Raw genomic sequence first — 25,686 nt, 5'->3', positions numbered from 1 at the left:
TGGCGTCGTTTAGGTCGTGGTTTTGACTTTGCCATAGCGGAGCCCGTCTGTCTTCACGTCCCCAAGGGAGGAGGAGGGTCTGAACGCTTACGGCAATGGTTCGTTCACGGGATGAGCAGCTCCTGTAGCCGCCACTCGCGCCGCTCTGGGATTGCTCGAACGTCGCAGGCCAAATACAGACAACCATCCGGGATGTCGAGACGTTCCGTCAGCCAGGGCTCGCCGCTCGGGCTGCACAGCCGATGGATGTCGCGGACGACCGCCTCCGGGGCCAGCAGCCCTCGGCCGTCGGCCTTGAGGATCGCCTCGCGCAGCGACCAGCAGCGCAGGGCCTCCATCCATCCGTTTTCGTCCCGGGCGATTCGCGACCGCTCGTCCTGGGCAAGGTAGGGCTCGAAGATGGCCGGATCCAGGGGCCGGTAGACCTCGACGTCCAGCCCGATTCGACAGCCCCTCCCGAATCCGGTGACCACCCAGGGGTTGGAGTGGCTGATGGAGATGTCGAGATCGCTGCCGGTGAGCGAGGGCCGGCCGTTGGCATCGCGGGTCAGGGCGGCGAGGGCGTTGTCGGCGTCGAGGCCCCAGAGGCCCAGGCCCGCCCGGAGCAGGAGTCGGGCGGTCAGGCGTGCCAGCCGATCCTCGATCCGCCGGTAGCGCTCGATCTCCCGGTGGAGCGAGGGGGGGAGGAGGGAGAGGCCCCGGCGCAGTTCCTCCTCGCCCGCCCATGGCGGCAGTCGGCAGGAGCAGATCAGGACCGCGGCCTCGCGGTGGGGCGAAGCTCCGTCTCTCATGAGGGCAGGCGTTTCATCCTGTCCCTCACTTCTCGAACAGACCGGAAATCCGCCAGCCCCCGAGGTCGCGGGCCAGCCGTGTGAGCGGGCCGCCGGGCGGTCCTACCTCGATCACGCGCGTCACCTGTGCCCGCTGCAGGCAGCGCATCGTCTCCAGCCATTGCACCGGCGAGGCCATCTGCAAGGCCAGATGGACCTCCATGCCCCGATGGCTGGTCAGCATTCGGCCGTTCATCGAGGAGACCAGCGGAATCGAGGGTTCGCCGAACGACAGGTCTGCGGCGGCGCGGGCCAGGCAGGCCGCGGCCTCCGCCATCAGTGGCGTGTGGAAGGCCCCGGCCGTCTTCAGGGGCATGGATCGGACGTCCCGGCCGTCGAGGAACGCCTGGAGATCCGCCAGGGCCTCGCGTTCTCCGGCGACGACCAGCTGCTGCGGACCGTTGAGGTTCACCTCCCACACCGATGCATCCGGATCCGAGCCCCGCCAGTCGGCGAAGATCTCACGCAGCCGCTCCAGGGATGCCCCGACCAGGGCCAGCATGGCGCCGGATGTGTCCCGCGTCGCCTCGGCCATGCATTCGCCCCGGACCCGGGCGAGCCTCAGTCCCTCCTCGGGGCCGAGCATACCGGCACAGACGAGCGCGGTGATTTCCCCCAGGCTGTGCCCGGCCATGATGGCCGGGCGTTCCTCGCGGTCGCGGCGGAGATGCTCGAAGGCCACCAGGCCGTAAGCGGCCATGGCCAGATGGCCGGTCACCGGCTCCTCGCAGAGCGGGGCCTCGCAGAGCAGCTCGACCAGATCGGTTCCGGCCGCCTCGGAGAGTTGGCGCAGGCGCTCCCCGGCCCAGGGGACCTCGGCCAGGAGCCGCTGTCCGATACCCGGGCGCAGGTTTCCCTGACCGGGAAAGAGCAGGGCCAGCCGGTCTCTCGGCTCGGTCTCCGCGCTCATGCGCTCTCCAGATAGGCCAGGATCCGCTCGGCCAGTGGTGCGGCGGAGCGCTCCATGAGCATGGATTCGTGGCTGCCGGGGATGCGTTCGAGCGCGACCCCGCCTTCGAGCACCTGTCCCCACCCCTGCAGGGGATCGTCCGGGACGTTGACGGTCGAGCGCGAGGGATCCTCCGGCTGGATCAGCAGCGCCCCCAGCGGTGCGGTGCGGGGCTGGTAGCGGGAGGCGGCCAGGGCATTGACGTGATAGGTCTGCAGCAGGTTGCGCATGCGTTCGCGATCGAAGCCGTCCGGCAGCAGACCATGCTCGCGTCCCATGTCGATGAGATAGTCGAGACGGGCCTCGCCGCTGCGGGCGCGGATGGCCTCCGCCTGCAACGGCATCTGCTCGCTCAGCAGATGCTCCAGCATGTCCGCCTCGTCGCGGCGGATCAGCTGACGTGACAGGCGGTTGTCGGCCACCGCGTCGAGGAGCACCAGCGCCCGCACCTCGCGTCCCCGTTCCAGGCGCTGCCGGGCGACCTCGTAGGCGACCAGCCCACCGAAGCTCCAGCCGGCCAGGATCAGCGGACCGGTGCCGACCGCCTGCTCGATGGCGGACAGATAGCGCTCGGCCATGGCCTCCACCGTCGGCAGCTCGGGCCAGCCGCTGTCGGCGCCGGGCGCCTCCACGGCATAGACCGGATGTGCCCCGGCCAGCCGGGCCGCCAGCGGCCGGTAGCAGAGGACGTTCCCGCCCACCGGATGGAAGAGCAGGATGGGCGGACCCTCGCCCGTCTCCTGCATGGGGATGACCGGGGTGTAGACGGCCTCGGACTCGCCCGCGTTCCCCAGGAGCCGGGCCAGGGATTCGATGGTCGGGCTGGCGAAGAGCCGCGAGAGCGGGATGCGGTGCCCGAACTCGCGCTCGATCAGCGAGACCAGACGCACCGCCAGGACGCTGTGCCCGCCGATCTCGAAGAAGTCCGCCAGGGCGTCCTCGACCGGCGTTCCGAGCAGGCGTGTCCAGAGTCCGGCCAGGGTTCGCTCGATCCCGTCACTCGGCGGGCGGCCGGTCCGTTCCAAGCGGCGCGCGACGGCGACGGGCGAGGGTAGATTGGCGCGGTCGATCTTGCCGCTGGCGGTGAGCGGAAGACTCTCCATGAAGACCAGATGATCGGGCACCGCATGGGTCGGGAGACGTGCCGAGAGAAAGGCCCGGATTTCGCTTGTGCCACAGGGGCTGGCCGGGATCAGATAGGCGGTCAGCGCCCGGTCGCCGCCGAGATCCGCGACGCTCACCACCGCCTCGCGGACCAGCGGACAGGCGTTCAGGGCCGACTCCACCTCGCCCAATTCGATGCGGTATCCCCGGATCTTGACCTGGTGGTCGAGCCGGCCGACATAGACCAGCGAGCCGTCCGCCAGACGGCGGCCGAGGTCGCCGCTGCGGTACCAGCGACGTCCGTCCTCGGTGACGAAGCGGGCCTCGCCGAGCGACGGATCCCCGAAATAGCCGCGTCCCACCCCGGCACCGCCGATCCAGAGTTCGCCCGGGATCGTATCCGGCAGCGGGCGGCCCTGGGTGTCGCGGACCTCGATCGTCACGTTTTTCAGCGGCCGGCCGATGGGCGGCACGTCCCAGCGCTCCACGTCTTCCGCCCCGAACGCCTGCAGGGTCGCGTCGACACAGCACTCCGTAGGCCCGTAGGCATTGAAGAGCCGATGCCCTTGGTGTCCGGGCAGCGCGAAGAAACGTTGGAGCAGGATCCGGTGCAGAGGCTCGCCGCCGAGGATGAAGGTGGGGACCCGGGTGGCGAGGCCATGCTCGGCCCAGTGGTCCACCAGCATGGCGAAGAGGCTCGGGGTGGCGTCGCAGATCTGGATCCGCTCCTCCTCGAGCAGTGCGTGGAGTGCTCGCGGATCTCGGCGCACCGCGTCCGGGACGATGTGGAGACGGTGACCCAGCAGCAGCGCCGGGACGATCTGCTGGAGCGAGGCGTCGAAGCTGAAGGAGGCGATCAGGGCGATTCGAAGCGGATCCTGGCCCCCGGCGGGACCATAGATCGCCTCCTCGAGCGCGTCGCACAGATTGAGCAGCGCGGCATGCTCGACGACCACGCCTTTGGGTCGGCCGGTGGAGCCGCTGGTGTAGATGATGTAGGCGGCGCTCCGGGATTCGGCCGGGACCGGCGGTGGCGCCGCTCCGATCGCGAGTGCGGTCCGGCCGTGACGGGTGGGAGCGGGCGGCGGCGATGGCGCCTCGTCCAGCGGTCGGATCAGCAGGTCGTAGCGGAAGCGGGAGAGCTCGGGCGTCGGGATCTCGGGCCGGCTGAATTCGAGCGAAACGGCACGCCCGCACTCGATGGCCCATTCCTGGAAGAAGGCCCTGGGCACGAACAGCTCCTCGTCCTGCTCCAGACGCAGGAGTCCGGACCAGTCGCCGGAGCCGGCGCCCTGCTCGCGCAATGCGGCGCCGAGCGATTCGCGCTCGGCCGGATCCCAGAGACAGCCGAGAAAGATGCCACCGCCCGGGGCCAGGCGCTCCAATGCCTGGTCGAGCATCCGTCTCAGATAATTGAGGCCCGGAAAGTTCTCCACCACGCTGTTGAGGACCACGAGGTCGTAATCGCCCGCCTGCAGCAGACCCATGTCCAGGGCCTCGAACTGATGGGTATGGATGCGCGGCGATGCGCTCTCCCCGGCGATCGCCTCCAGACGGTCGAGCTCGTTGCGGGAGAGATCCAGTGCGCTGTAGCGGCCGCAGCGGCCGATGAGTGCCCGAGCGACGGCCCCGGCGCCGCTTCCGACGTCGAGGACCCTGCTCTCGGGTCCGAGCAGGGGTGCGGTCTTGCGCGCCACGTTCTCGGCCATGGCGGAGAGTATCTCCGCCGGCAGGGGCTTGCCGTCGAAGAGGCTCTTCCAGCTGGCGTCCGTCCGCTCGGCAGTGACTTGGGACCAGAGATCCAGCGACATGAGATCGCCGGGCGTCTCGACGGCGTCCTCGAAGCGTTCGCGGTCGAGACAGAGCAGATGAGTCAGGCTCGGGCAGTCGTACTGCAGACGGCCCGCATCCCCGGACAGGGATGCCTCGCACAGGAGCAGCGGCGCCTTGCAGTCGTCCAGCATCTCACGGCGGCGGGCGAGCGGCAGACCCGGGTCCAAGGGCACGTAGAGGGCGCCGGCCCGGATCGCGCCCAGGGCCGCGCAGACGAAATGACGGTCGCGCCCGCACATCACGGCCACCGGCGTCTCCGGACCCGGGGCCCGCTCGGCGACGAAGGCGGCGATGGCCGCCGAGATCCGGTCCAGTTCTCCGAAGCTCAGGGTGCCCAGGGTATCCGCGAGGGCCGTCCGCTCCGGATGCGCATCGGCCGTCGCCCTGAAGCGTTCCTCCAGCGAGGGGCCGGAGCCCTGTTCTAGGGTTTCCTGCTCCCGCTCGGGTTCAGGTTGTGCGAAGGTGAAATCCGAAAGTTTCATGGGGTTCCATCCTGTGCGGCGAGCATGCGCATGAACTGCTCCAGATGACCGAGCCAGGCGCGGACGGTGCGGTCCGTCAGGAGTTCGGCGTCGTACTCGGCCCGCAGCCGGCAGCCGTGGGGATCGTCTTGGACGAAGAGCGTCAGGTCGTATCTGGCCCTGGGTCCCGGGCTCGCATCCGCCGTCCCGTCCAGATCCAGCGGCTCGATCCGCAGTCCGCCCGTCTCGCCGATCCGGTTGATCCGGTCCAGGTCGAAGTAGCGCTGATACTCGAACATGACGTTGACCAGCTCCCCGCGTCCGCCGCCCCGGTCCGGGGACAGCTCGCGCACGAGCAGGTCGAACGGATAGTCCTGGCGCTCCAGCGCCTCGAGCATGGCCTTGTGGGTCTCGGCCAGCAGGGCCTCGAACTCGGTCTCCGCGTCCATCCGCAGCCGTATGGGCAGGATGTTGACGAAGAAGCCGACGAGATCCTCCAGCTCCTCGCGCTCGCGCCCCGCCACCCCGACGCCGATCAGTAGATCCGCCTGACCGGTGAGGCGATGTAGCAGTGCGGCGAACAGGGCCAGGAAGAGTGTGGCCAGCGACACGCCCCGCGCGGCCGCCAGATCGCGGAGCCGGGTCATGAGCACCGCGTCGAGCTCCAGGAGCTCGGCCGCGCTCGGTCGCCTCGGCTCCCGGGGCGGGGCCTTGTCCAGCGGCAGACGGATCCGCGCCGGGACCCCGGACAGACGTTCGCGCCAGTAGGCGGCCTCCGCGCTCCAGTCCCGTTCCTGCTGCCAGAGGGCATAGTCCCGATACTGGACGGCCAGCGGCCGGAGTCCCTCCGGCCGGTCCTCGGCGGCCGAGTAGAGCGACAGGAGCTCGCCGAAGAGGATCTGCATCGACCAGCCGTCGCCGCAGATATGGTGCATGACCAGACCCAGCAGATGTTCCTCGGGTCCGATCCGGCAGATGCGGATGCGCAGCGGCGGCGGGACCGACAGATCGAAGGGCGTGGCCATGTCGGCCCGGAAACGGGCCAGCGCTCCGGTTCGGTCCACCTGGGCCTCGTCCATCGCGATGGGCGGACGCCAGTCGTCGCGGACCGCCTGGCGGAGCATGCCGTCCTCCTCGACGAAGGCGGTGCGCAGCACCTGGTGCCGCTCGATGACGCCATTCAGCGCTCGGCGGAACCGCTCGACCTCGAAGGGTCCGGAGACGGCGAAGGCGAACGGCATGTTGTAGGCCAGCGCGCCTCCGTCCATCTGGTGGAGCACGTAGAGACGCTGCTGGTCATGGCTCAGCGGCCAGGGACCGGCGCCCGGGTCCTGGACGATGGGATCGGCCGTTCGGGGCGCGGTCCGCAGACGCGCGCTCAGGTCTGCCGGGGTCGGATGGTCGAACAGATCGCGGATGCTCAGACGGCGCCGGCAGAGGCCGGTCAGCCGGTTGACGATCTGCAGGCCGAGCAGGCTGTGACCGCCGAGGTCGAAGAAGCTGTCGTCCGGGGTCAGATCCGGCTGCTGGAAGAGGTCGCGGAAGACCCCGAGGACGAGACCCTGCAGCTCGGTGTCCACCTGCTCCTGGGTCTCGGCTGGCGTCCGGTCGGGCGGCAGCGTCCGGGGATCGTCAGGTGTCCGTCGTCGCTCCAGCTCGGCTCCGGCGGGCAGATAGTCTGCGAGCGGCCGATCCGGACCAAGCTCGATGACCGCGGCCAGCAGGTCGAGGAAACGGCGGCCCATCCGCTCCATGCGCTCGGCATCGAAGAGGTCGGCGTAATACTCCAAGGCGAAGGAGAGACGCTCGCCGGTGTCGCTGGCGAAGATGGCCAGGTCGGCCTTGCAGCCCGGATTGGCCACCTCGATCTGCTCCAGCGGCGGATCGGCGTCGGGCGCCATGGCGCTGTCGAAGTTCATGTAGGAGAAGGTGACCTCGGCCAGCGGTGTGCGGTCGCGCCGGGCCGGGGCCCTGAGTTCGGATAGCAGACGGTTGAGGGCGAAGGCCCGGTGACGCAGCGCCTCGGCATGGAGCCGATGGTTGCGGTCCAGGAAGTCGGCAAGGCTCGCCGACCCCGCCGGGCGCAGACGCAGCGGCAGCAGGCTGACGAACATGCCGGTGCAGGAGGCCAGCTCCTCGCGGTCGCGACCGTCCGCCGCCACGGCGACGACCAGCTCCTCCTCATCGGCCAGGTCGGCCAGCAGCAGGACCCAGAGGCTCAGCATCAGGCTGTGGGAGGTGGTCGACCGGGATCGTGCCAGGGCGCGCAGCGGGTCGATCCATTCTGCCGGGACCGGGAAGGCGTGGGTCGCCCCCCGGTTGCCGTGTCTGGCGGGGCGCGGCCGGTCGCTGGGCAGATCGAGCTGGGGCAGCGGGAGCGAGAAGCGTCCCAGCCAGTAGTCTCGGGCCGCCTGGTCCGCCGCCTCGCCCCCGAGGTGCTGCTGCCAGGCCGCGTCCTTCTGCTGGGGACCCGGTTCGGGCAGGGCCTCGCCGCGCAGGAGCGCGATCAGCTCGGTGAGCAGGATGTCGATGGTCCTGGCGTCCGCCAGGGCATGGTGGATGTCGAGGAAGAAGAGACGCTGTCCGGCGTCGTCCTCCAGGATTTGGGTGCGGAAGAGCGGTGCGCGGCCGAGATCGAAGGGCCGGACCAGTGACTGGCAGGTGGGTCCGTCGAGCTGCGCCACCCGCCGCACGGCGAGCGCGAAGGGCAGCTCGGCCAGGATCCGCATGCGCGGCCGAGGGCTGTCGAGCCCGACGAAGGCCGTGCGCAGGATCTCGTGCCGGGCGATCAGGGTCCTCAGGGCCGCCTCCAGGTCCCGTGGCTCGACTCCCGGGGCCAGACGCAGGAACTGAGGCAAGTTGTAGCCGGTATGGGGCTCGGCCGGGGCCTCGGCCTGGAGCACCGCGAGCTGCTCCCAGCTCACCGGATACTCCTCCAGCTCGGGCGCGGGCTCCCAGGACCCCGTTTCCTGCGCCTCGGTGCCGGATGCCTCCAGCACCAGGGCGAGGAAGTCCCCCAGCCGGCTGCGGCCGAAGAGATCGGCCAGGCTCAGTGTCAGACCGAGCTCACGGTTGACCCGGTTGACGATCTGCAGTCCCGAGATGGAGTCGCCGCCCAGGCCGTAGAAATCGTCCTCCGGCGAGAGTGGGTCGGTGTAGCCCAGAACGGCCGCCCAGATGTCCCTGACCTGTGCTTCGGCCCCTGGCGTTTCCCCGTCCCTGGTCTCCTGGCGTTCGGTCTCGGGTTCGTCCAGACGCTCGCCGGGCAGGGTCACCACCAGCTGGGGCGCCCCGGATGCCAGTGCCCGCAGGAGCAGCGGACCGGCCTGGTCCGGCTTCAGGGCCGGGATTCCGGGGGCGAGCGCTCCGTGGCGGGCGGCCATGCCGATCTCGTCCCAGGCGTTCCAGTCCAGCGAGAGCGCGGGCAGACCCTGGGCGTGCCGCCAGAGCGCGAAGGCGTCGAGATAGGCGTTGGCGGCGGCATAGTCGGTCTGGCCCGGCGCGCCGCGCAGTCCGGTCCTCGACGAGGCGAGGACGAAGTGACGGATGGGATCGGAGAGCGTCAGCTCGTGCAGATGGCGCACCCCGTCCACCTTGGGCGCCAGCACGGCCTCGAAGGTCTCGCGGGACTTGCCCGACAGAAAGCCGTCCCCGGCCACCCCGGCGGTATGGACCACCCCGAGGATCTCGCCCTGATCGCGCCGCACCGCATCGAGCGTCGCGGCCAGTGCGTCGCGGTCGGTCACGTCGCAGCGGTGGAGGCGGAGCGCGATCCCCGCCGCGCGCAGTTCGAGCAGCCTCGCGGCCCGCCAGGCGAAGGGATGCGAGGGGTCCTCGGCCAGGGCAGGCCATTGCGTCGCGTCCGGCACCTCGCCCCGATGCAGCAGGGCGACCTTGCCTCCCGGGCCTGGCAGGGTCCGGGCCAGGGTCAGGGCCATGGCCCCCAGACCGCCGCTGTAGAGGACGACGCCCTCGCCGGTCGCGATCTCCTGGGGCTCCCGGTCCGCGAGCGCCGGACCCAGTCCGCGCAACTGGCAGCCGCCCTCGGCGTCCAGCCGCAGGGGTGTGTCGTCCGCCGGCAGCGGTCCTTCGAGGATTGCCGCCAGCCTCTCCGGATCCGGCTCTCCGCCGATCTCGATATAGCGGGTGCTCAGCAGGGGCTCCTCGCGGGCGACCGAGAGCAGCAGGCCCAGGGCCAGTGCCGCGTCGGGCGTCTCCGCCGCCGGGGTGCCCGGGGACGGACAGGCGCCACGCCCCAGGGCCACGAACCGCATCGGCCGTCCGAGTCCCTTCTCCAGCAGTCGCTTGAAGAAGCAGGCCAGCGGCCAGGGATCGAATCCATCCCTGGGCAGGAAGCCGCAGATCAGGCTGTACGGCTCGCGCTCGACGACCTGGACCAGCTCGGCGGCCTCCTCCTCGCGGCGCGGAAAGGATCGGCGGATCCAGCCTCGTCCCTGTCCGGCGAACCGGTCGGTCAGTCCGGCGGTCTCGTCGGCGTCGCCCAGGATGAGAACGGCCCCGGTCCCCTCGCGTCCCTCGGCCTCCGGAAGCGGGTTCCAGACCGGCTCGTGCAGCCGGGCGGCGGGCCGGGACAGCGGCAGGAAGAGGAGTCCGCCCAGATCCGTCAGCAGACGGCCCCGCTCGTCGCAGATCCGGCAGTCGACGAGCAGTGGGGCGTCCTCGGCCCGGTCGCCCCTCGGGGTCGCCCAGGCATAGCAGCGGCGTTCCAGCGGATGGAGCAGTCGGATCGAGCGGCACCCGGCCGGAACCAGCCCGAGACCGTCCAGGGCCAGGCTGGCCGCCACGTCGAGCATCGCCGGATGCCAGGGGGTGAGGCTCAGATCCTCGGCATAGTCCGGGTCGAGCTCCAGGAGTGCGAGCGTTCCGGCGTCCCCGCGCCAGATCCGGCGGCGGCAGTTCCAGCGTTTGCCCACGGCGACCGTCGCGGCCGTTTCCGGATCCCACTCTCTTGCCGGGATCTCCACCAGGGTCTTGCGGAGGCCATCGAGATCCAGGCGCTCCTGGGTCCGGCCGAGCCTCTCGACCCGGGCCTCGGCATGGTCGTTCCAGGCGCCCGTCGCGTCCCGTGCGCTGAGGCTCGCCTGCCAAGCCCGTCCGTCCGGCCGCAGCCTCAAACAGACCTCTTCGACCTCGTCGCGGAAGAGGGGGCGCAGCCAGCTCAGATCGCCGATCAGCAGGCCCCCGGCGTCCGTATCGGCCAGCGCCTCGCCGAGCAGCGCGGGCATGGCCATGCCGACCAGGGCCGGGCGGTCCTGGATGCGGTGCTCGGCGACCGGCCAGAAGGCGTCTTCGCCGACCGGTACTTGGAACAGACGTCCATCCGGGGACTCGACTCCGGCCCCGAGCAGTGTCCCGTCGGTCTCGGCCGGGCCGGTTCGGTCGGCTGAGAAGACGGGCCAGCAGCGCGAGCGCTCCATCGGCACCGCCGGCAGATTGAGCCGCCGGAACCCCCGGTCCTCTGGCCAGGCGGGCAGGGCACCCCGAAGGAAGGCGGCGCGGGCCGTCTCGGCATCGTCCGGGTTACCCAGTCCGGCCACCTGGATCTGGGTCTTGCCCGGGGTCGTCGAGGCGGTCCCGTCGTCGGGCGTCAGGGTCCAGCCGAGCAGTGCCTCCAGGATCTCCCTTCGGTCGCGGGCGAGGACGGCCAGACGCCAGGGGAGATGTTCGCGGCCGAGGGTCAGGGTCGCGCTCAAGTCGTTCGCCGACCAGTCGTCGCGGGCGGCCAGATGGGACAGCATCTGCCGGGCATAGAGGCGCAGCCCCCGCTCGGAGGCGGCGGAGAGCGGGACCAGGATCCAGGAGCCGTCGTCCTTGGAAGATGGCGTCGACGGGGCCTGTTCGAGGACGAGATGGACGTTGATCCCGCTCAGCCCGAAGGCGCTGACGCCGCCGCGCCAGGGCCGGCGGCCGGGGTCGAGCGGATGGTTCTCCCGGGCCACGAACACCGGTGCCTTGTCGAAATCGATTCGGGGGTTGGGGCGCCGGAAATGGGGCTGGCGGGGCACCACCCCGTGTTGCAGGGAGAGGATCGCCTTGGCCAGTCCGATGGCCCCGGCCGCGGCGTCCAGATGGCCGTAGTTGCCCTTGACCGAGCCGATCGCCGCCTTGGGTCCGGCGTCCCCCTGACGGGCGAAGGCCCGGGTCAGGCCGTCGATCTCGATGGGGTCGCCCAGCGCGGTGCCGGTGCCGTGGGCCTCGACGAAGTCCAGGCTGTCCAGGGACACGCCGCAGCCGTCCGCCGCGCCCCGAACCACCTCGGCCTGGGCCGCCGGATTGGGGGCCGCCATGCTGGCCGAGCGGCCGTCCTGGTTGACCGCGCCGCCCCGGATCAGTGCCCGGATGGCGTCGCCGTCCTCCAGCGCCTGGGCCAGCGGCTTGAGCAGCAGGACCACGGCGCCCTCGCCGGCGCCGACCCCGTCGGCCTCGGCGTCGAAGCTCAGGGTGCGTCCGCTGCCCGTCTCGATGGTGAATGCCTCGCCCGAGCGCAGGGGTGTGAGCAGCACCCGGGCGCCGCCGGCCACCGCCAGGTCGCAGTCGCCCCGCCGCAGCGCGAGACAGGCGTCCCAGACCGCCTTGAGCGAAGAGGAGCAGGCGGTGTCGACCAGTTCGGCCGGGCCGTTCCAGTTCCTCAGATAGCCCAGGCGCGAGGGCATGCTGGAGGGCACGTTGATCACGTAGACCTGCTCGGCCCGCTCCGGGTAGGAGCGGCTCGCCGCCTCCTTGAAGGTCTGGCTCGGGCTGCCTCCGGCGAAGACCCCGACCCGGGCGCCGTCCAGGGCCGATCCGCCGTAGCCGCCGTCCTCCAGACAGCGGAAGGCGGTTTCCAGGAAGAGCCGCTGCTCGGGATCGAGCAGGCTCGCGTCCATGGGCGCCAGGCCGAAGCGTCGGTAGTCGAACCCGGCGATGTCGTCGAGATAGGCGGCCTCGCGCAGCCGGTCCTCGCGCATGCGGATGCCGACCGACTCCAGCATGGCCCCGGTGTCGGAGCGCCGCTGCTCCGGCAGGGGGCCGGTCCGGTCCGCACCCGCCAGCAGGTCGGCCCAGAGCCCATCGGGGTCGTCGAAATCGGCCAGACGCAGGGCCAGGCCGATGACGGCGATGGGCTCGCGGTCGCCGGGTGCCGGGACGGCGGCGCTGGCGGGCCGGGGCGCGGCCTCGGTCAGGCGCGCGGCCTGGTCGGTCGCGGTCACGGCGGCGAAGAGATCCGTCAGGGCGAAGGCCCCGGGCCAGCGCGCCTCCAGGAGCCCGTGCAGACGCAGCAGCAGGATGGAGTTGCCGCCCGCCTCGAAGAAGTTCTCGTCCGGGCCGACCTCGGCACCGGCCGGCAGCACCTGCCGCCACAGATCCAGGATCTCGGCGGCGGTTTCCGAGGGGGCCTCCTGCGGCGGCCGCTCGACCGCCTGGCGGGCGGGGCCGTCGCGCAGCAGATCGCCCGCCAGCGCCGCGCGGTCGGCCTTGCCGCTGGCGTTGACCGGGATCTCGGCCGCCACCCGGAACAGGGACGGGATCATGTAGTCGGGCAGGAAGCGCTCCAGCTCCCGGCGGATCTGACCGCGCGTCAGCTGAGCCCCGTTTCGGGGCAGCAGGAAGGCCTCCAGCGCGGGCAGACCGGCCAGCTCCGAGACCCGGACCACGGCCTGGGCCACCTCCGGGATGCGCTCGCAGGCCGCCTCGACCTCGCCCAGCTCGATGCGGAAACCGCGCACCTTGACCTGATGGTCGGTGCGGCCCAGGTATTCGACGGCCCCGTCCGGGCGCCAGCGGGCCAGGTCGCCGGTGCGGTAGAAACGCGATCCGGGCCGGAAGGGATCCTCCCCGAAGACGCCGGCGGTGAGATCGGGACGGTTCAGATAGCCCCGGGCCACCTGCACGCCGCCGATGTGCAGCTCGCCCGCCACCCCGATGGGACAGGGCTGGCCGAAGGGATCCAGCACGTAGAGCCGGGTATTGGCGATGGGCCGGCCGATGGGGATGCCGCTCCCCTCCTCGAAGGGCGAGCAGGGCTGCCAGCTGACGTCCACGGTGGCCTCGGTGGGGCCGTAGAGGTTGTGGAGCTCGGTGCCGTTGGTCCGGTGCAGGAGCCGGTTGAAGCGCTCGACCAGGTCCGGGGTCAGGGCCTCGCCGCTGGCGAAGACCCAGCGCAGCGAGGCCAGACGGGGAACGGCGTCCGGGCTGCGCTCCAGGTGGTCGAGGAAGGCCCGCAGCATGGAGGGGACGAAGTGCATGACCGTGGCCCGGTTCCCGCTCACCGCCGCGACCATGGCCGGGGGGTCCATCTCGCCGCCCGGTTCGAGCTGGGCCAGCGCGGCCCCGGTCCAGGACCACCAGAAGAGCTCCCAGACCGAGACGTCGAAGGAGACCGGGGTCTTCTGCAGGATGAGGTCCCCCGGCCCCAGCGGGAAGCGCGACTGCATCCACTGGATACGGTTGAGCACCGAGCGGTGCTCGATCACCACCCCCTTGGGCCGGCCGGTGGAGCCGGAGGTGAAGAGCACATAGGCCGGATCCCCGGGCGCCGGCCGGGGCGGGAGGGGCGCGGCCGGGATGCGTTCCAGGTCGGTCAGGGTCAGCACCCGGGCGCCGGCCTCGCGCAGTGCCGACGCCGCGTCCTCGTCGGCGACGATCGTCACCCGGCCGAGATCCTCGACCATGGCCCGGATCCGCTCCCGAGGCAGTCCCGGAACGACGGGCACATAGACCGCGCCGATCCGCTGCACGGCGAAGATGACCCGCATTAGATCCGGCGAGCGCGGGAAGCTCACGCCCACATGATCGCCATGTCCGACCCCGCTGCCGGTCAGTGCCCCGGCCAGACGCTCGACCTCCCGATCCAGCTGGCCATAGCGGATCTCGATCCCGGCGGCCGAGCGGATGGCGGTCGCCTCCGGGTCCAGACCCGCCCGGGCGCGGAAGCGGGCGTCGATGTCGCCGTCCAGGTCCCAGTCCAGATCCGTGGCGTTGAATCCCTCGACCACCCGTTCCAACTCGTCCCCGGGCATGATCGCGAGCCGGTGGATCGGCTGTCGGCAGGTCTCGGGCAGTGTCTGGAGCAGATGGAGCAGACGCGCGGCCAGACGCTCGGCGGTCTCCGGCAGGAACAGCTCGCGGCTGTATTCGAGGTCGATCTCCAGCCCGCCGTCGCGCGGGCGGAAATAGAGACTCAGGTCCATCTTGCTGAAGCGCTGGCGGATCGGATAGGGCCTCAGGTCGAGGACGCCGCCCGCGCTGGAGGTCGTCCAGTCCTCGTCCTCCAGGGCGACGAGCACGTCGAAGAGCGGATTGCGCGAGGCCTCGCGGCGCACCTGCAGGTCCTCGATCAGCGCCTCCAGCGGGTAGAGCTGATCCGCCAGACAGGCCTGCCACTCACCGGAGAGCGCGCCGAGCAGCTGGGAGACGCTGGCCTCGGGATCGAGACGGCAGCGCAGCGGCAGGGTGTTGACGAAGAATCCGACCAGATCCTCGATCTCGCTCCGCTGGCGTCCCGCGACCGGCACCCCGACCAGGATCTCGGTCTGACCCGTATGGCGATGGAGGAAGACCCCGACTGCCGAGGCCAGCACCGCGAAGAGGGTGGTGGCGTGACGGCGGGCGATCTCGCGCAGGGCTTGGGTGCGGTCGGCCCCGAGCCGGACGCGCCGCACGCCCCCGGCGAAGCCCCGGACCGCCGGACGCGGACGGTCGAGCGGCAGGGCCAGGGGTTCGGGCAGCGGGGTCAGACGGGTCCGCCAGCGCTCGGCGAGCGCGCGGCCCTCGGGACCCTCGAGGAAACCGCGCTGCCAGGCCGCGTAGTCGACATAGCGGACCGGCAGGGTCGGCCAGCGGACGGGGGTATCCGCCCGGAGCGCCGCGCAGGCCAGGCCCAGGTCGCGCAGGAAGACCTCGCCGGACCAGCCGTCGCAGATCAGATGGTGACAGATCAGGAGCAGCAGACCGCCGTCCGCGCCTTCGCGGAAGAGGAAGGCCCGGATCAGCGGTGCGTCCGGCCCGAAGCGGAAGGGCCGGACCACCTCCTCGTCCACCCGCTCGGCCAGCCGGCCGGCCGGATCCGGGACACCGCTCAGATCCTCCTCGACCAGGGCGAGCCGGCCCGGCGGCGCCAGGGTCTGGCGGGGCGCCTGGCCGTCGCTGCCCGCCGGGACCCGCAGACGCAGCGCGTCCTGGCGTTCCTCCACCAGACGCAGGGCCCGCCGCAGCAGGGGGGCGTCGATCCCGGCGTCGATCCGGGCCGCGAAGGGCACGTTATAGACGCTGCTCTCGGGCTGCAGGTGCTGGAGGAACCAGAGCCGCTCCTGACCGCTGGAGAGCGGGTAGTCCCCCAGCTCGCCCAGCGCCGGGATGGCGTCCGGGGCCGGGGCACCGCCGTCCTGCAGCGTGCGGAGGCGCCCGGCGAGCGCCCGGACGCTGGTATGGGCCAGGACGTCGCGCAGCGAGATCTCGACCCCGAGACCCGTTCGCAAACGGGCCAGCAGACGCATCGCCTTGAGGCTGTGACCGCCCAGATCGAAGAAATCGGCCTCGGGCGAGGGGACCTCGGTCTCCAGTACCTCGGCGAAGAGTGCCGCCACCCGGTCTTCGAGCGCGGCGGATGGGCCGGCGGCCGGCCGGGGATCGGGGCCACTGGCCATGGCGAGCAGGGTGGTCCGGTCGAGCTTGCCGCTGGCGGTGAGCGGAAGCGCGCCTAGGATCTGGATGCGCTCCGGAATCATGTAGGAGGGCAGGCGTTCGGCCAGCTCGGCCGCCAGATTCCCGTTCCGGCCCTCTTCGACCCGGACGCAGGCGAGCAGACGCCGGTCCTCGCCCTCTCCGTCCGCGAGCACCGCGGACTGCAGGACGCCGGGCAGCGCGTTCAGCGCCGATTCGATCTCGGCGAGCTCGATCCGGTAGCCGCGCACCTTGACCTGTGAGTCGCGGCGGCCCTGGAATTCGAGCCGGCCGTCCGGCCGCCAGCGGACGATGTCGCCGGTCCGGTAGACCCGCTCGGCGATGGGCGGAGGCAGCTCGACGAACTGGGCGGCGGTCAGGTCCGCGCGGCCGACATAGCCCAGCGCCAGGCCGTCTCCGGCGGCGCAGAGCTCGCCCCATTCGCCGAGCTCGGCCGGGCGGCCGTCCGGACGCACCACATGGACCCGGGTGTTGCCCACCGGCCGGCCGATGGGGATCCGGCCGCTGTCGAGGTCGGAGCGCCCGATCCGGTGGGTGGTGGTGAAGGTCGCGTTCTCGGTGGGACCGTATCCGTTCAGGACCGCCAGATCGGGACAGGCGTCCATGAGCCGGGCCATGTGCGCCGGGCTCAGGGCCTCGCCGCCGGTGAGCAGGACCCGCAGACCTTGGAAGGTGGCGGGATCCTCGTCGACCAGCAGGTTGCAGAGCGAGCTGGTGAGCCACATGAGGCCGATGCCCCGCTCGGCGATGGTCCGGCACAGACCGCCCGGCGTGAGCAGATCCTCGTCCGAGATGAAACCGAGCGCGGCGCCGTTGAGCAGCGGTCCCCAGATCTCCAGGGTGGAGGCGTCGAAGCCGAGCGGGCCGGCCTGCAGGAATCGTTCGTCCGGCCCGATATCGAGAAAGCCGTTGTTGCGGACCAGGCGCACCACCGCGCGATGGGGCACCAGGACGCCCTTGGGCGCCCCGGTGGAGCCCGAGGTGAACATGATGCAGGCCGGATCCAGGGCGGTTCGGTTCGATCCTTCCATCGCCGGAGCCGTGTCCCCGGCCCGGGCGGCGAGAAGCGTCTCGACCGGGAGAAAACGCGGCCCTGCGTCGGCGGGCAGTGCGGCGAGCCCGGTCGCGTCGTGCACCAGGATCCGGCAGGCGGCGGCGTCCAGCATGCCCGAGATGCGTGCCGGCGGATTCTTGAGGTCGATGGGCAGATAGCAGCCGCCCGCCCGGAGGATGCCGAGCATGACCGGAACCGCCAGGGGACCACGCTCCATGGCGAGGGCGACCGGCTCGCCCGGGGCGAGCGGGCCGAGCGCGCCGGCCACCGCGCCGGACAGACGTTCCAGGTCGGCGTAGGTCCAGATCGCGCCGTCCGATCCGAGCATGGCCGGGGCCTCGGGACGTCGCGAGGCCATCTCCAGGAACAGACGGTCGATGGTCTCGTTCCTGGGATAGGGACGGGTAGTGTCGTTGAAGGCGGTCGGGATGGCCGTCTCGGGTCCGGGCGTCGCCAAGTCGATCAGATCGCGGCAGAGGGGGTTGGCATCCCCGGTCAGCCCTTCGACGAGCCGCCGCCAGCGTTCGAGGAGGCGCAGCGGCCGCCGTTCGCCCAATCGGGCGGTGCTCCAGGTCAGACGAAAGCGCAGCTCGGCGCCCGGGATCACCGAGAGCCCCAGGTCGTAGGGATGCCGCTCGACCCCGCGCACCTCGGCGATCCGGGGCGCGTCGGGCAGGTCGAGCCCGTCGGCCGGATAGTTCTCGAAGACCAGGATGTGGTCGAAGAGGGGCGCGCCGATCGGGGCCAGGGTCTGGATCTCGGCCAGCGGCAGGAATTCGTGCGGGGCGCGCTCCAGCGCCTGGCGCTGCAGGCGCCCGGCCAGCTCGGCCAGGGGCTCGTCCGGGTCCGGCCGGACCACGACCGGCAGGGTCTGGAGGAAGAGCCCGATCATGGACGCCATGCCCTCGACCTCGGCGGGCCGCCCGGCGCTGACCAGACCGAAGACCAGGGTCTCGGCGTCGCTGTGCTCGGAGGCGAGCAGCAGGGTCCAGAGCGACTGAATCAGAACCGCCTGGCTGACCTGCATTCGGGCCGCGCAGGCACCCATGACTCGGGTCCGTTCGGGATCGCAGCGCCATTCCACTTCGCGATGCCCGGGTTCGGGGGACTCGTGCTCGTTCCCCGGCGCGTTCGGGGCGATGAAGGTATGGGTCTTCAGTCCGGCGAGCTGGCTCCGCCAGTAGCTCAGCGCCCCGCTCCGGTCGCGGCCTTGGCGCCAATCCAGATAGCGCTGCAGCGGCGGCGGGGGCGGCAGGTCGGGCGTCTCGCCCGAGACGAGCGCGGCATGGGCGGCGAAGAGCTCGCGGAGCAGGATGGCGATGCACCAGCCGTCCATGAGGATGTGATGGAAGGTCCAGCAGAGTTCCTGCTCCTCCTCGTCCAGACGCAGGAGCGTGCAGAGGATGAGCGGACCGCGATCGAGGTCGAAGCCGCGCCGCAGGGCGGAATCGATGGTTTCCTGGAGCCGGAGATCGCGCTGCGAGGCGGGCAGGGCGGTCAGATCCTGGTATTCGAAGAGGGTGCGTCCGCGGCGGAGGATCAGCCAGCGTGGCTCGCCGTCGCGGTCCTCGGGAAAGAGACCGCGCAGCGCGGCGTGACGGTCGACGACCAGGCCCCAGGCCTGGGCGAGCCGGGTCGGGTCGAGCCGGCCCAGCAGGCGGAATCCGATCTGCTGGGCGTAGATCCCGGAGCCGGCCCCGTCGAGTTCTCGCTGGAACAGCATGGATGCCTGGGCCGGTGTCGGCGCCAGGATGGTCTCGATCTCCTCCGGACGGCAGTCGGCGCGGGCGGCCAGGTCGAGGCGTTCGGGCGTCGGTTCCGGTCGCGCGGCGAGGGCGTCCACCCAGGCGTCGAGCAGGGCCTCGATATGCCCCGCGTCGAGCCGGGCGGGGGAGAAATAGGCGAGCAGGACCAGCTCGCCGCCGCTGACGTAGGCCATGAGGTCGAGCGGCGCATCCGGGCAGAAGTCGGGATGCATGAGTCCCGGGATGGCCCCGGGCAGGGCCAGATCGGGCAGCGGGGAGAGACCCTCGCCGTCGGAAGCAGTCAGGCTCCCTAGGTAGTTGAAGGCGATCTGGGGGCGATAGTCGAAGCGTTCGGGCTCGGCCCGGGCGAGGATGGAGAAGCCGAGACCGTTATGACTCAGTTCGGAGAACCAGCGCTCCAGCACCGCCTCCTCGATCCGGTCGCTTGGCATGAGCTGGAGCGGGGCGCAGAGTGTGAGCCAGCCCGGCGTGTCGCCGACGTCGAGATCCGGGAAGGCCGGCTCGCGTCCGTGGCTCTCCAGCTCGACCATCACCGGACCTCGGGTGCCGAGCGCGTGCAGTGCCCGGGCCAGTCCGGCCAGGAGCCGGACGCGGGGTCGTTCGGTCGGCAGCTCCGCCGTCAGTCTTCGGATGAGCGGCACCCGGTCCCCGGCCCGGTCAGTGGCGTTGGGTCTCAGTCCCGGCAGGGGCGCCGTGGCGGTCCGGCAGATCTCCAGCCATCGCTTCGCCTCGAACTGCCAGCGGTCCTCGGTTCGGGCGGCATCGAGCCGCTGTGCCCAGGCCAGTGCGCCTGGGAAGTCCTCCCCGGGATCCGGCCAATCGGAATGCTCGCAGAACCACTGGAGCTCGCGGCGCAGCAGGTCCAGCGACACGACGTCCAGGACCAGATGATGACCGCCGAGGAGCAGCAGGCGGCGTTCGCCTCGGTGGACGAGAACCGCGCCGACGAGTCGGCCGGATTCGGGGTCGAGACGCGCGAAGAGCCGTTCGGCTGCCTCGGCGACGAGCCTCTGGTCTGGCAGGTCCGCCGATGCCTCGATCTCCTCCCAGATTCCGGCGGCGCCTTCCTCCGGCAGACGGGCGGTGCCGTCCGCGGAGAAGACCAGGCCCAGGATCGGGTGACGTGCGGGCAGCTCCTCCACGCCGCGTCTCAGGCGTGCGCTCTCGTACCCGGAACTCACGGCCAGCGGCAGCACCATGTGGAAGCGCCGCCAGTGCTCCGGATGACGTCTCAGCAGCCGCTCCTGCATGGGGAGCAGCCGGACCGCTCCATCCGGGCGGGCGGCTGGGTGCCGGGAGGTCGATGGCTCGGCCTCGGCGAGCCGCGACCTGATCTGACCCAGGGTCGGGTGGGTGAAGAGGTCGCCCGGGACGATCCCGGACAGGCCCAGGCGTCTGAGCTGACCGACGATCTGGATGGCCTTGATGGAGTCGCCGCCGCAGGAGAAGAAGTTGCTCTCAGCGTCGGCCGTCTCGACGCCCAGCACCTGCCGCCAGACCGCTTCGAGCTGCTCGGCGATCCGGTTCGGCGCGACGCCCTCGGCCGGCGCGGCTCTTCCGGCGAGCTCGGCGGCGCAGAAGGCGTGGAAGCGGTTCAGCAGATCCTCCGCCTCCTCGCGTCCGGCGAGACGGGTGTCGTATTCGAGCACCAGCGCGCTGGCGTCCGGGCGGCGGTGGAGGATGAAGCTGGTGTCCAGCTTGGAGGCACGGAGGACGGAGTCGATGGGGCGAACCCGCATGCCGGGCGGCGGGACCAGTCCCTCGAAGAGTGCGGACTCGTCGATCTCGGTCACCAGGACGTCGACCAGCGGCGAGCGGGAGGGATCGCGTTCGCCGCCCAGACGCTCGGCCAGCATGGGGAAGGGATAGCGGCCGTGTCCGACCGCCTCGCGCAGGATCCGGGAGGCCTCCAGCGCGGCCGTCGCGGCCTCGTCCGTCCCGATGAGAGAGTCGGAGGCGCGCAGCACCAATGTGTTGACGAAATATCCGGCGAGATCCTGGAGCCCCGATCCCTCGCGCAGACCGGCCGGCAGGGCCACGGCCGGATCTCGCGCTTCGGTTTCATGGGCCAGGAAGCGCAGCACCAGCGAGAGGAAGCAAGCCAGCCGTGTCACACCGGCCCGGTCGGCCAGTGACTCCAGACCGTCGCGGACCTCGGGCGCGAGCGGCAGACGGATCAGATCGCCCTCGGCGGATTTCAGTGCCGGTCGTGGACCCCGGAACAGATCGAGCCGAGGTGGGAGCGGGTCGAGACGTCCCCGCCACCAGTTTAGATCCTCCTCGGCTTCTGGGCCTTCCAGGTAGGCCGACTCGGAGGCGACCCAGTCGGCGAGCTGCCGTCGCGGGCGCACCATGGGGGCATGCCCGTCCAGGGCGCGGAAGAGATCGGCGAGGATCAGATGCAGGCTGAGCCCGTCGCCGACGATGTGGTGGACGACCAGCAGCAGGCGCGCGCGGCGCCGGTCCAGCCGGACCAGCATGGCGCGCAGCAGCGGTGCACGGGTCAAGTCGAATGGGCGGTGGATCTGTTCCTGGAAGAGCCGGTCGCAGACCGCTTCCGGATCCGCCTCGGCGCTCAGGTCCTCGCGCGAGGGACGCAATCCGGACGTCGGCAGCGGGCGCCAGCGGGGTCGGTCGATGTCGCCCTCGATCGCCTGCCGGCAGGCAGGCTGGGCGTCCACCGCCGCGACCAGCGCCGCGATCAGCCGCTCCTCGTCCAGTGAGTCGCACTCGATCTCCAGGGCGAAGGGCATGTTGTAGCGCGCCGAGGGTCCCTGGATCTGGTCGAGCGTCCAGAGCTGGAACTGTCCCCGGCTGAGCGGTAGCGGTTCGTCCGTCTCCCGCGCGTCGGGGGCGGTCTCGTGGGTGTCGCGCAGGGCCGAGGCGATGCCGCGCACCGAGGAGTCGGCCAGCAGGCGGCGGGTGGAGAGGTCGCGCCCGAAGCGGGCGGCCAGGGCCCGGCCGAGATCGATGAGGCGGATGGAATCTCCCCCCAGGGCGAAGAAATCCGTCTCCAGCGACGAGACCCGGATCCCGAGCACCTCGCGGACGACCTCCAGGACCTCGGTCTCCAATCCGTCGGCGGTCTCGGTCCCGTCTCCCGATTCCTCGGACATCCGTCGGACGAGCCCCGCCAGTGCCTGACGGTCCACCTTGCCGGTGGGGGCGAGCGGAAGCGCGTCGAGCGGGATCAGCCGGCTCGGCAGCATGTAGGCGGGGAGGCGCTGCGCCAGCCAGGCCCGCAACGCCTCCTCGTCGATGCGGTTGGGCTCCCGGGGCACGAAGAAGGCGATCAGATCCAGTCCCCGGTCCTGGACCGGCAGGGCCAGCGCCGCCGCCCGGGCGACGTCCGGATGCCCCTCCAGGACCGCGCCCACCTCGCCCGGCTCGATCCGGTGCCCCCGGATCTTGACCTGCTCGTCGAGACGTCCCATGAGGACGATCCCGCCCTCCGTGTCCCAGAGTGCCCGGTCTCCCGTCCGGTAGAGCCGCAGACCGGGCGCGAAGCCGGCCTCGACGAAGCGCTCGGCCGTCAGGTCCGGCCGGTTCAGATAGCCCAGTGCGAGACCGGGTCCGGCCAGGCAGAGCTCACCCGGGATGCCGGGGGCGACCTGCCGGCCCCGGGTGTCGAGGATGCAGGCCATGCTGTTGGCGATGGGCCGGCCGATGTGATGGATGCTGCGTTCGGCGGATTCCGGATCGATCCGGGTCATGGCGGCGCAGACCGATGCCTCGGTCGGGCCGTAGGCGTTGAAATACCGGAGCTCGGCCGCGTAATGACGCGCATCCTCCGGAACTGGAGGCTCTCCGGCGGTGATCAGCACCCTGAGTCCCAGGGGCTCGCGTCCGAAGAGACGCAGATAGGCCGGGGGGAAGGTGGCGACACCGATCCCGAGCGCGCGCATCCGCTCGCGAAGTCTCCAGGGCTCGTCGATCAGGGCGCGCGGGACCGGACAGAGACAGGCCCCGGCCAGGAGTGCCATGAAGATCTCCGAGAGCGAGGCGTCGAACGAGGGCGAGGCGAACTGGAGGACGCGGTCCTCGGCACGGATCCCGAAGTCCTCGATCTGGGCCTGGATCATGTTGACGAAGCCGCGATGGGCGAGGAGCACGCCCTTGGGCGTGCCGGTCGAACCCGAGGTGTAGATGAGATAGGCCGGGTCGTCCTCGCCGATCTCGGGCAGTGGAGGGGCGGGTGGCAGTTCGGCGGGTGGGCGCTCCAGACCGAGGCGCTCGGCGAAGCGCCCGAGATCCTCGTCATCGAGTGCGAGGATCTTGCGCGCCCCCGAGTCGCGCAGCATCAAGTCGACCCGCTCGGCGGGATAGTCCGGGTCCACCGGCAGATAGACGGCCCCGGCCTTCATGATGCCGAGGATCGTCTCGGGCAGGGCCGCGTCCCGGCGGGCCAGTACGGCGACGACCTCCGACGGCCGGACCCCCGCGTCCAGCAGCCAGGCGGCGATGCGATCGGACCGGGTCGAGAGCTCCTGATAGGAGATGTCGCCACCTTCGGCGCGGACGGCGGCGGCCGGTCCTCGGAGGGCGGCAGACCGCTCGAACAGGGCCGGGATGGTGCCTCGCAGGTAGTCCCGGCGCGCCCCGGTCTGCCAGTCCTCGATAGCGGAGCGCTCCGCTTCCAGGAGCACGCCTCCTTCGGCCAGAGGCCGATCCGGATCGGCGAGCACCTGGTCGAGCACCAGATCCAGCCGCTCCAGATAGCGGAGCACGTCCTCGCGGCCGAAGTGGTTGTCGCTGTAGTCGATGGAGAGGTGCAGGCCCGCGTCTCCGATCACCTGAATGACATAGATCCCGAAGAGCACCGGATCGAACCGGCTGGTCAACGGGATTCCCACGCGCACCTTGGCCGCGCCGAACCGGCCGTCGGCCGGCATGGAGATGAAATTGAAATTGGCGTCCCAGGTGCGGGCGAGATCCAGATGCCCGCCGCCCTCGCGCAGCACGCTCTGATAGGGGGTGCGGGCCCGCCTGAGCAGGGCCAGCATGCCCTTTCGGATCGCGTCGAGCAGCCCGGCGAAGGAGAGGCCGGGGCCGATCTCCACCCCCAGTGGACAGAGGCTGACTCGGTGTCCGTGAAAGCACCACTGATCGCGCTGTTCCCCGAACCGCAGGGGCAGGTGCAGCACCAGACGCTCGGCGTCGTAGAGACGCGACAGGGCGGTCAGATGCAGGCCGAGCAGGACGCTGGACGGGCTGGATCCGTGTCGGGCCGCGCAGGCGTCCAGCCGCCGCGAGAAGTCGGCGGACAGATCGTATTCCAGACGGGAGATGGTCTCGATGCGGTCCGGGCATCCGGGTCTCGGGGTGAAGAGGGGTTCGGTGGGCAGCGCCGGGAGCCGTTCGCGCCAGAAATCCCGGTCCTTGCGTCCGCGCTCGGAGGCCAGATGTCTGCGGTCCTGTTCCAGGTCGTCGGCCCAATCCTGCACGGGACCGAGGGCGACCGGCCGGCCCTCCCGAAGGTCGTTGTAGATCGAGGTCAGGACGTTGTAGTGGGCGATACAGACGATGCCGTCTGCGGCGACATGGAAGAAGCGGTTGACGAAGGAGGCCGAATGCGGACCCGTCGCGATCAGGGCGAAGCGGCAGAGTGCCCCGCCCAGCGGGACGAAGGGCCGCTCGACGAAATCGGCGATCCAGTCATGCGCCGCGGCCACCGGATCCGGCCGGTCGGCGAGGTCGACGAAGGTGAAATCGGGCTCGTTCCAGACCCGGGTTTCGATGACCGGAAAGGGACCGGATTCTTCGCGCAGCGTGGCGGAGAGGAGCGGAAAGTGCCGGACCAGGACGCCGAGGGCCTCGCGGAGCAGGTCGGGGTCGGGACGGTCGTCGAGCTCGAACAGACCGCCGCAGCTGATCCCTGGGTGGTCGTCCGGCAGCGTGCGATGGGACAGCCACAACTCCTGTTGCAGACTGGTCAGCCCGAGTCTGGGATGCGAGCCTGGGGTATTTTCGCTATCTAAGCTGTGGGATGCCTTCGCCACCGAGCTGCCCTTCTGCATCGACCTCTATTCCATACAGGGTCCAGCCTGGGGCTGGATCTGGGGCCATCCCCACGGGGCGGCGCGCCGACGCCTCCGTGGGAAAACGAGACTGTTCCGTTCGGTCCGAGAACCTTGGGAATCCAAGACTCCACCAAGCACCCCGCGCGTCCGGTTCAGCGCTTGACGGGCGATCTCCGGTCCTGTGCGAGAAGCACGATCAGGCCGATGACCGGCGTGAAGACCAGGCTGATGACGAAGTTTCCCCAAAATCCGTATTTGAAGTCACGTCCCAGGTATCCCAGAAACCAGGAGACGACGAGGAAGGGCAGCAATAGGATCAGATAGGGGTTCACGGGAATGAGCATGAGCGGCAGCGGCCATCATCGGGGGGCTTCCTCATGCCTTGGTCTCGGCGGCTTGTCGGGCCTCGTGCTTGCCTTCTTCGAAGAGCGCCTTGTAATGGTCCTTCATCTGCTCGGGATCGAAGTCGAGCAGTGTGCCGCCCGCCTCGAAATGGGTGGCGAAGATCTTGCCGGTGGCGTAGGTGATGGCGCCGGCCATGACCGGCATGCTCAGCGAGCTGAGCAGATGTCCGATGCCTGGAACCACCTTCATGACGGATGCGACCAGCCCCGTGGTCACGGGTACCAGGCCGAGGGAGCCGAACAGCGGCCACAGCAGATTCTTGAACGTGTGCTCGGAAAAGGGAATGCCGTAGATCTTGGTCATTTTGGCGATCATGGTGACCTGGGCGGCATAGATGGCGCTGATGTCGAGGAGAGGGACGGGGATGAGCCCGCCGCCGGCGCTCCAGAGCACGAACTGTCTGATCAGCCGATTGGACCGTTCCAGGGTACTGAGATCCTCGGTCTCCGCTGCGTCGACTTCGGGCCCTTGCTCCTGGATCGCTTCGTTCGCTTCGGTCACTGGATCGTCCTCCATAATGTGTGGCAGCAGGTCATGTGGCAGCAGGACGCGCGGCAACAGCTGGATCTCACGGGTCCGGT

General features: G+C 70.6%; 6 protein-coding genes. All 6 read right to left on the bottom strand.

Going from position 1 to position 25,686, the window contains the following annotated elements:
- Positions 1 to 104: 104 nt before the first annotated feature.
- On the bottom strand, positions 105 to 791 hold the full coding sequence (locus D779_RS21310; protein ID WP_052348262.1) for a 4'-phosphopantetheinyl transferase family protein: 687 nt from the start codon (positions 789 to 791) through the stop codon (positions 105 to 107).
- 25 nt (positions 792 to 816) lie between these two features.
- On the bottom strand, positions 817 to 1,740 hold the full coding sequence (locus D779_RS18380; RefSeq protein ID WP_043756986.1) for an ACP S-malonyltransferase: 924 nt from the start codon (positions 1,738 to 1,740) through the stop codon (positions 817 to 819).
- Complete coding sequence (locus tag D779_RS18375) at positions 1,737 to 5,198, bottom strand: alpha/beta fold hydrolase (RefSeq protein WP_043756984.1); 3,462 nt, start codon at positions 5,196 to 5,198, stop codon at positions 1,737 to 1,739. The genes D779_RS18380 and D779_RS18375 overlap by 4 nt, the downstream gene beginning before the upstream one ends.
- Positions 5,195 to 24,697, bottom strand: a complete 19,503-nt coding sequence (locus D779_RS18370; RefSeq protein ID WP_081763596.1) for a non-ribosomal peptide synthetase — start codon at positions 24,695 to 24,697, stop codon at positions 5,195 to 5,197. The genes D779_RS18375 and D779_RS18370 overlap by 4 nt, the downstream gene beginning before the upstream one ends.
- Before the next feature lie 155 nt (positions 24,698 to 24,852).
- Positions 24,853 to 25,044: a hypothetical protein gene (locus D779_RS18365; RefSeq protein ID WP_043756980.1), complete on the bottom strand. Its 192-nt coding sequence runs from the start codon at positions 25,042 to 25,044 to the stop codon at positions 24,853 to 24,855.
- Positions 25,045 to 25,075: 31 nt separating this feature from the next.
- Entirely contained in the window at positions 25,076 to 25,606 is a 531-nt protein-coding gene (locus D779_RS18360; protein WP_157726455.1) for a YcjF family protein, read from the bottom strand.
- Positions 25,607 to 25,686 lie beyond the last annotated feature (80 nt).

Source organism: Imhoffiella purpurea, assembly GCF_000585215.1.
In the GTDB taxonomy this organism is placed as follows: domain Bacteria; phylum Pseudomonadota; class Gammaproteobacteria; order Chromatiales; family Chromatiaceae; genus Imhoffiella; species Imhoffiella purpurea.
This window is presented reverse-complemented; position numbering and strand designations above follow the sequence as displayed.

Coding starts and splice junctions, on each gene's coding strand:
- D779_RS18380 (WP_043756986.1), bottom strand. CDS start 1,740: ATGAGCGCGGAGACCGAGCCGAGAGACCGGCTGGCCCTGCTCTTTCCC.
- D779_RS18370 (WP_081763596.1), bottom strand. CDS start 24,697: ATGCAGAAGGGCAGCTCGGTGGCGAAGGCATCCCACAGCTTAGATAGC.
- D779_RS21310 (WP_052348262.1), bottom strand. CDS start 791: ATGAGAGACGGAGCTTCGCCCCACCGCGAGGCCGCGGTCCTGATCTGC.
- D779_RS18365 (WP_043756980.1), bottom strand. CDS start 25,044: ATGCTCATTCCCGTGAACCCCTATCTGATCCTATTGCTGCCCTTCCTC.
- D779_RS18375 (WP_043756984.1), bottom strand. CDS start 5,198: ATGAAACTTTCGGATTTCACCTTCGCACAACCTGAACCCGAGCGGGAG.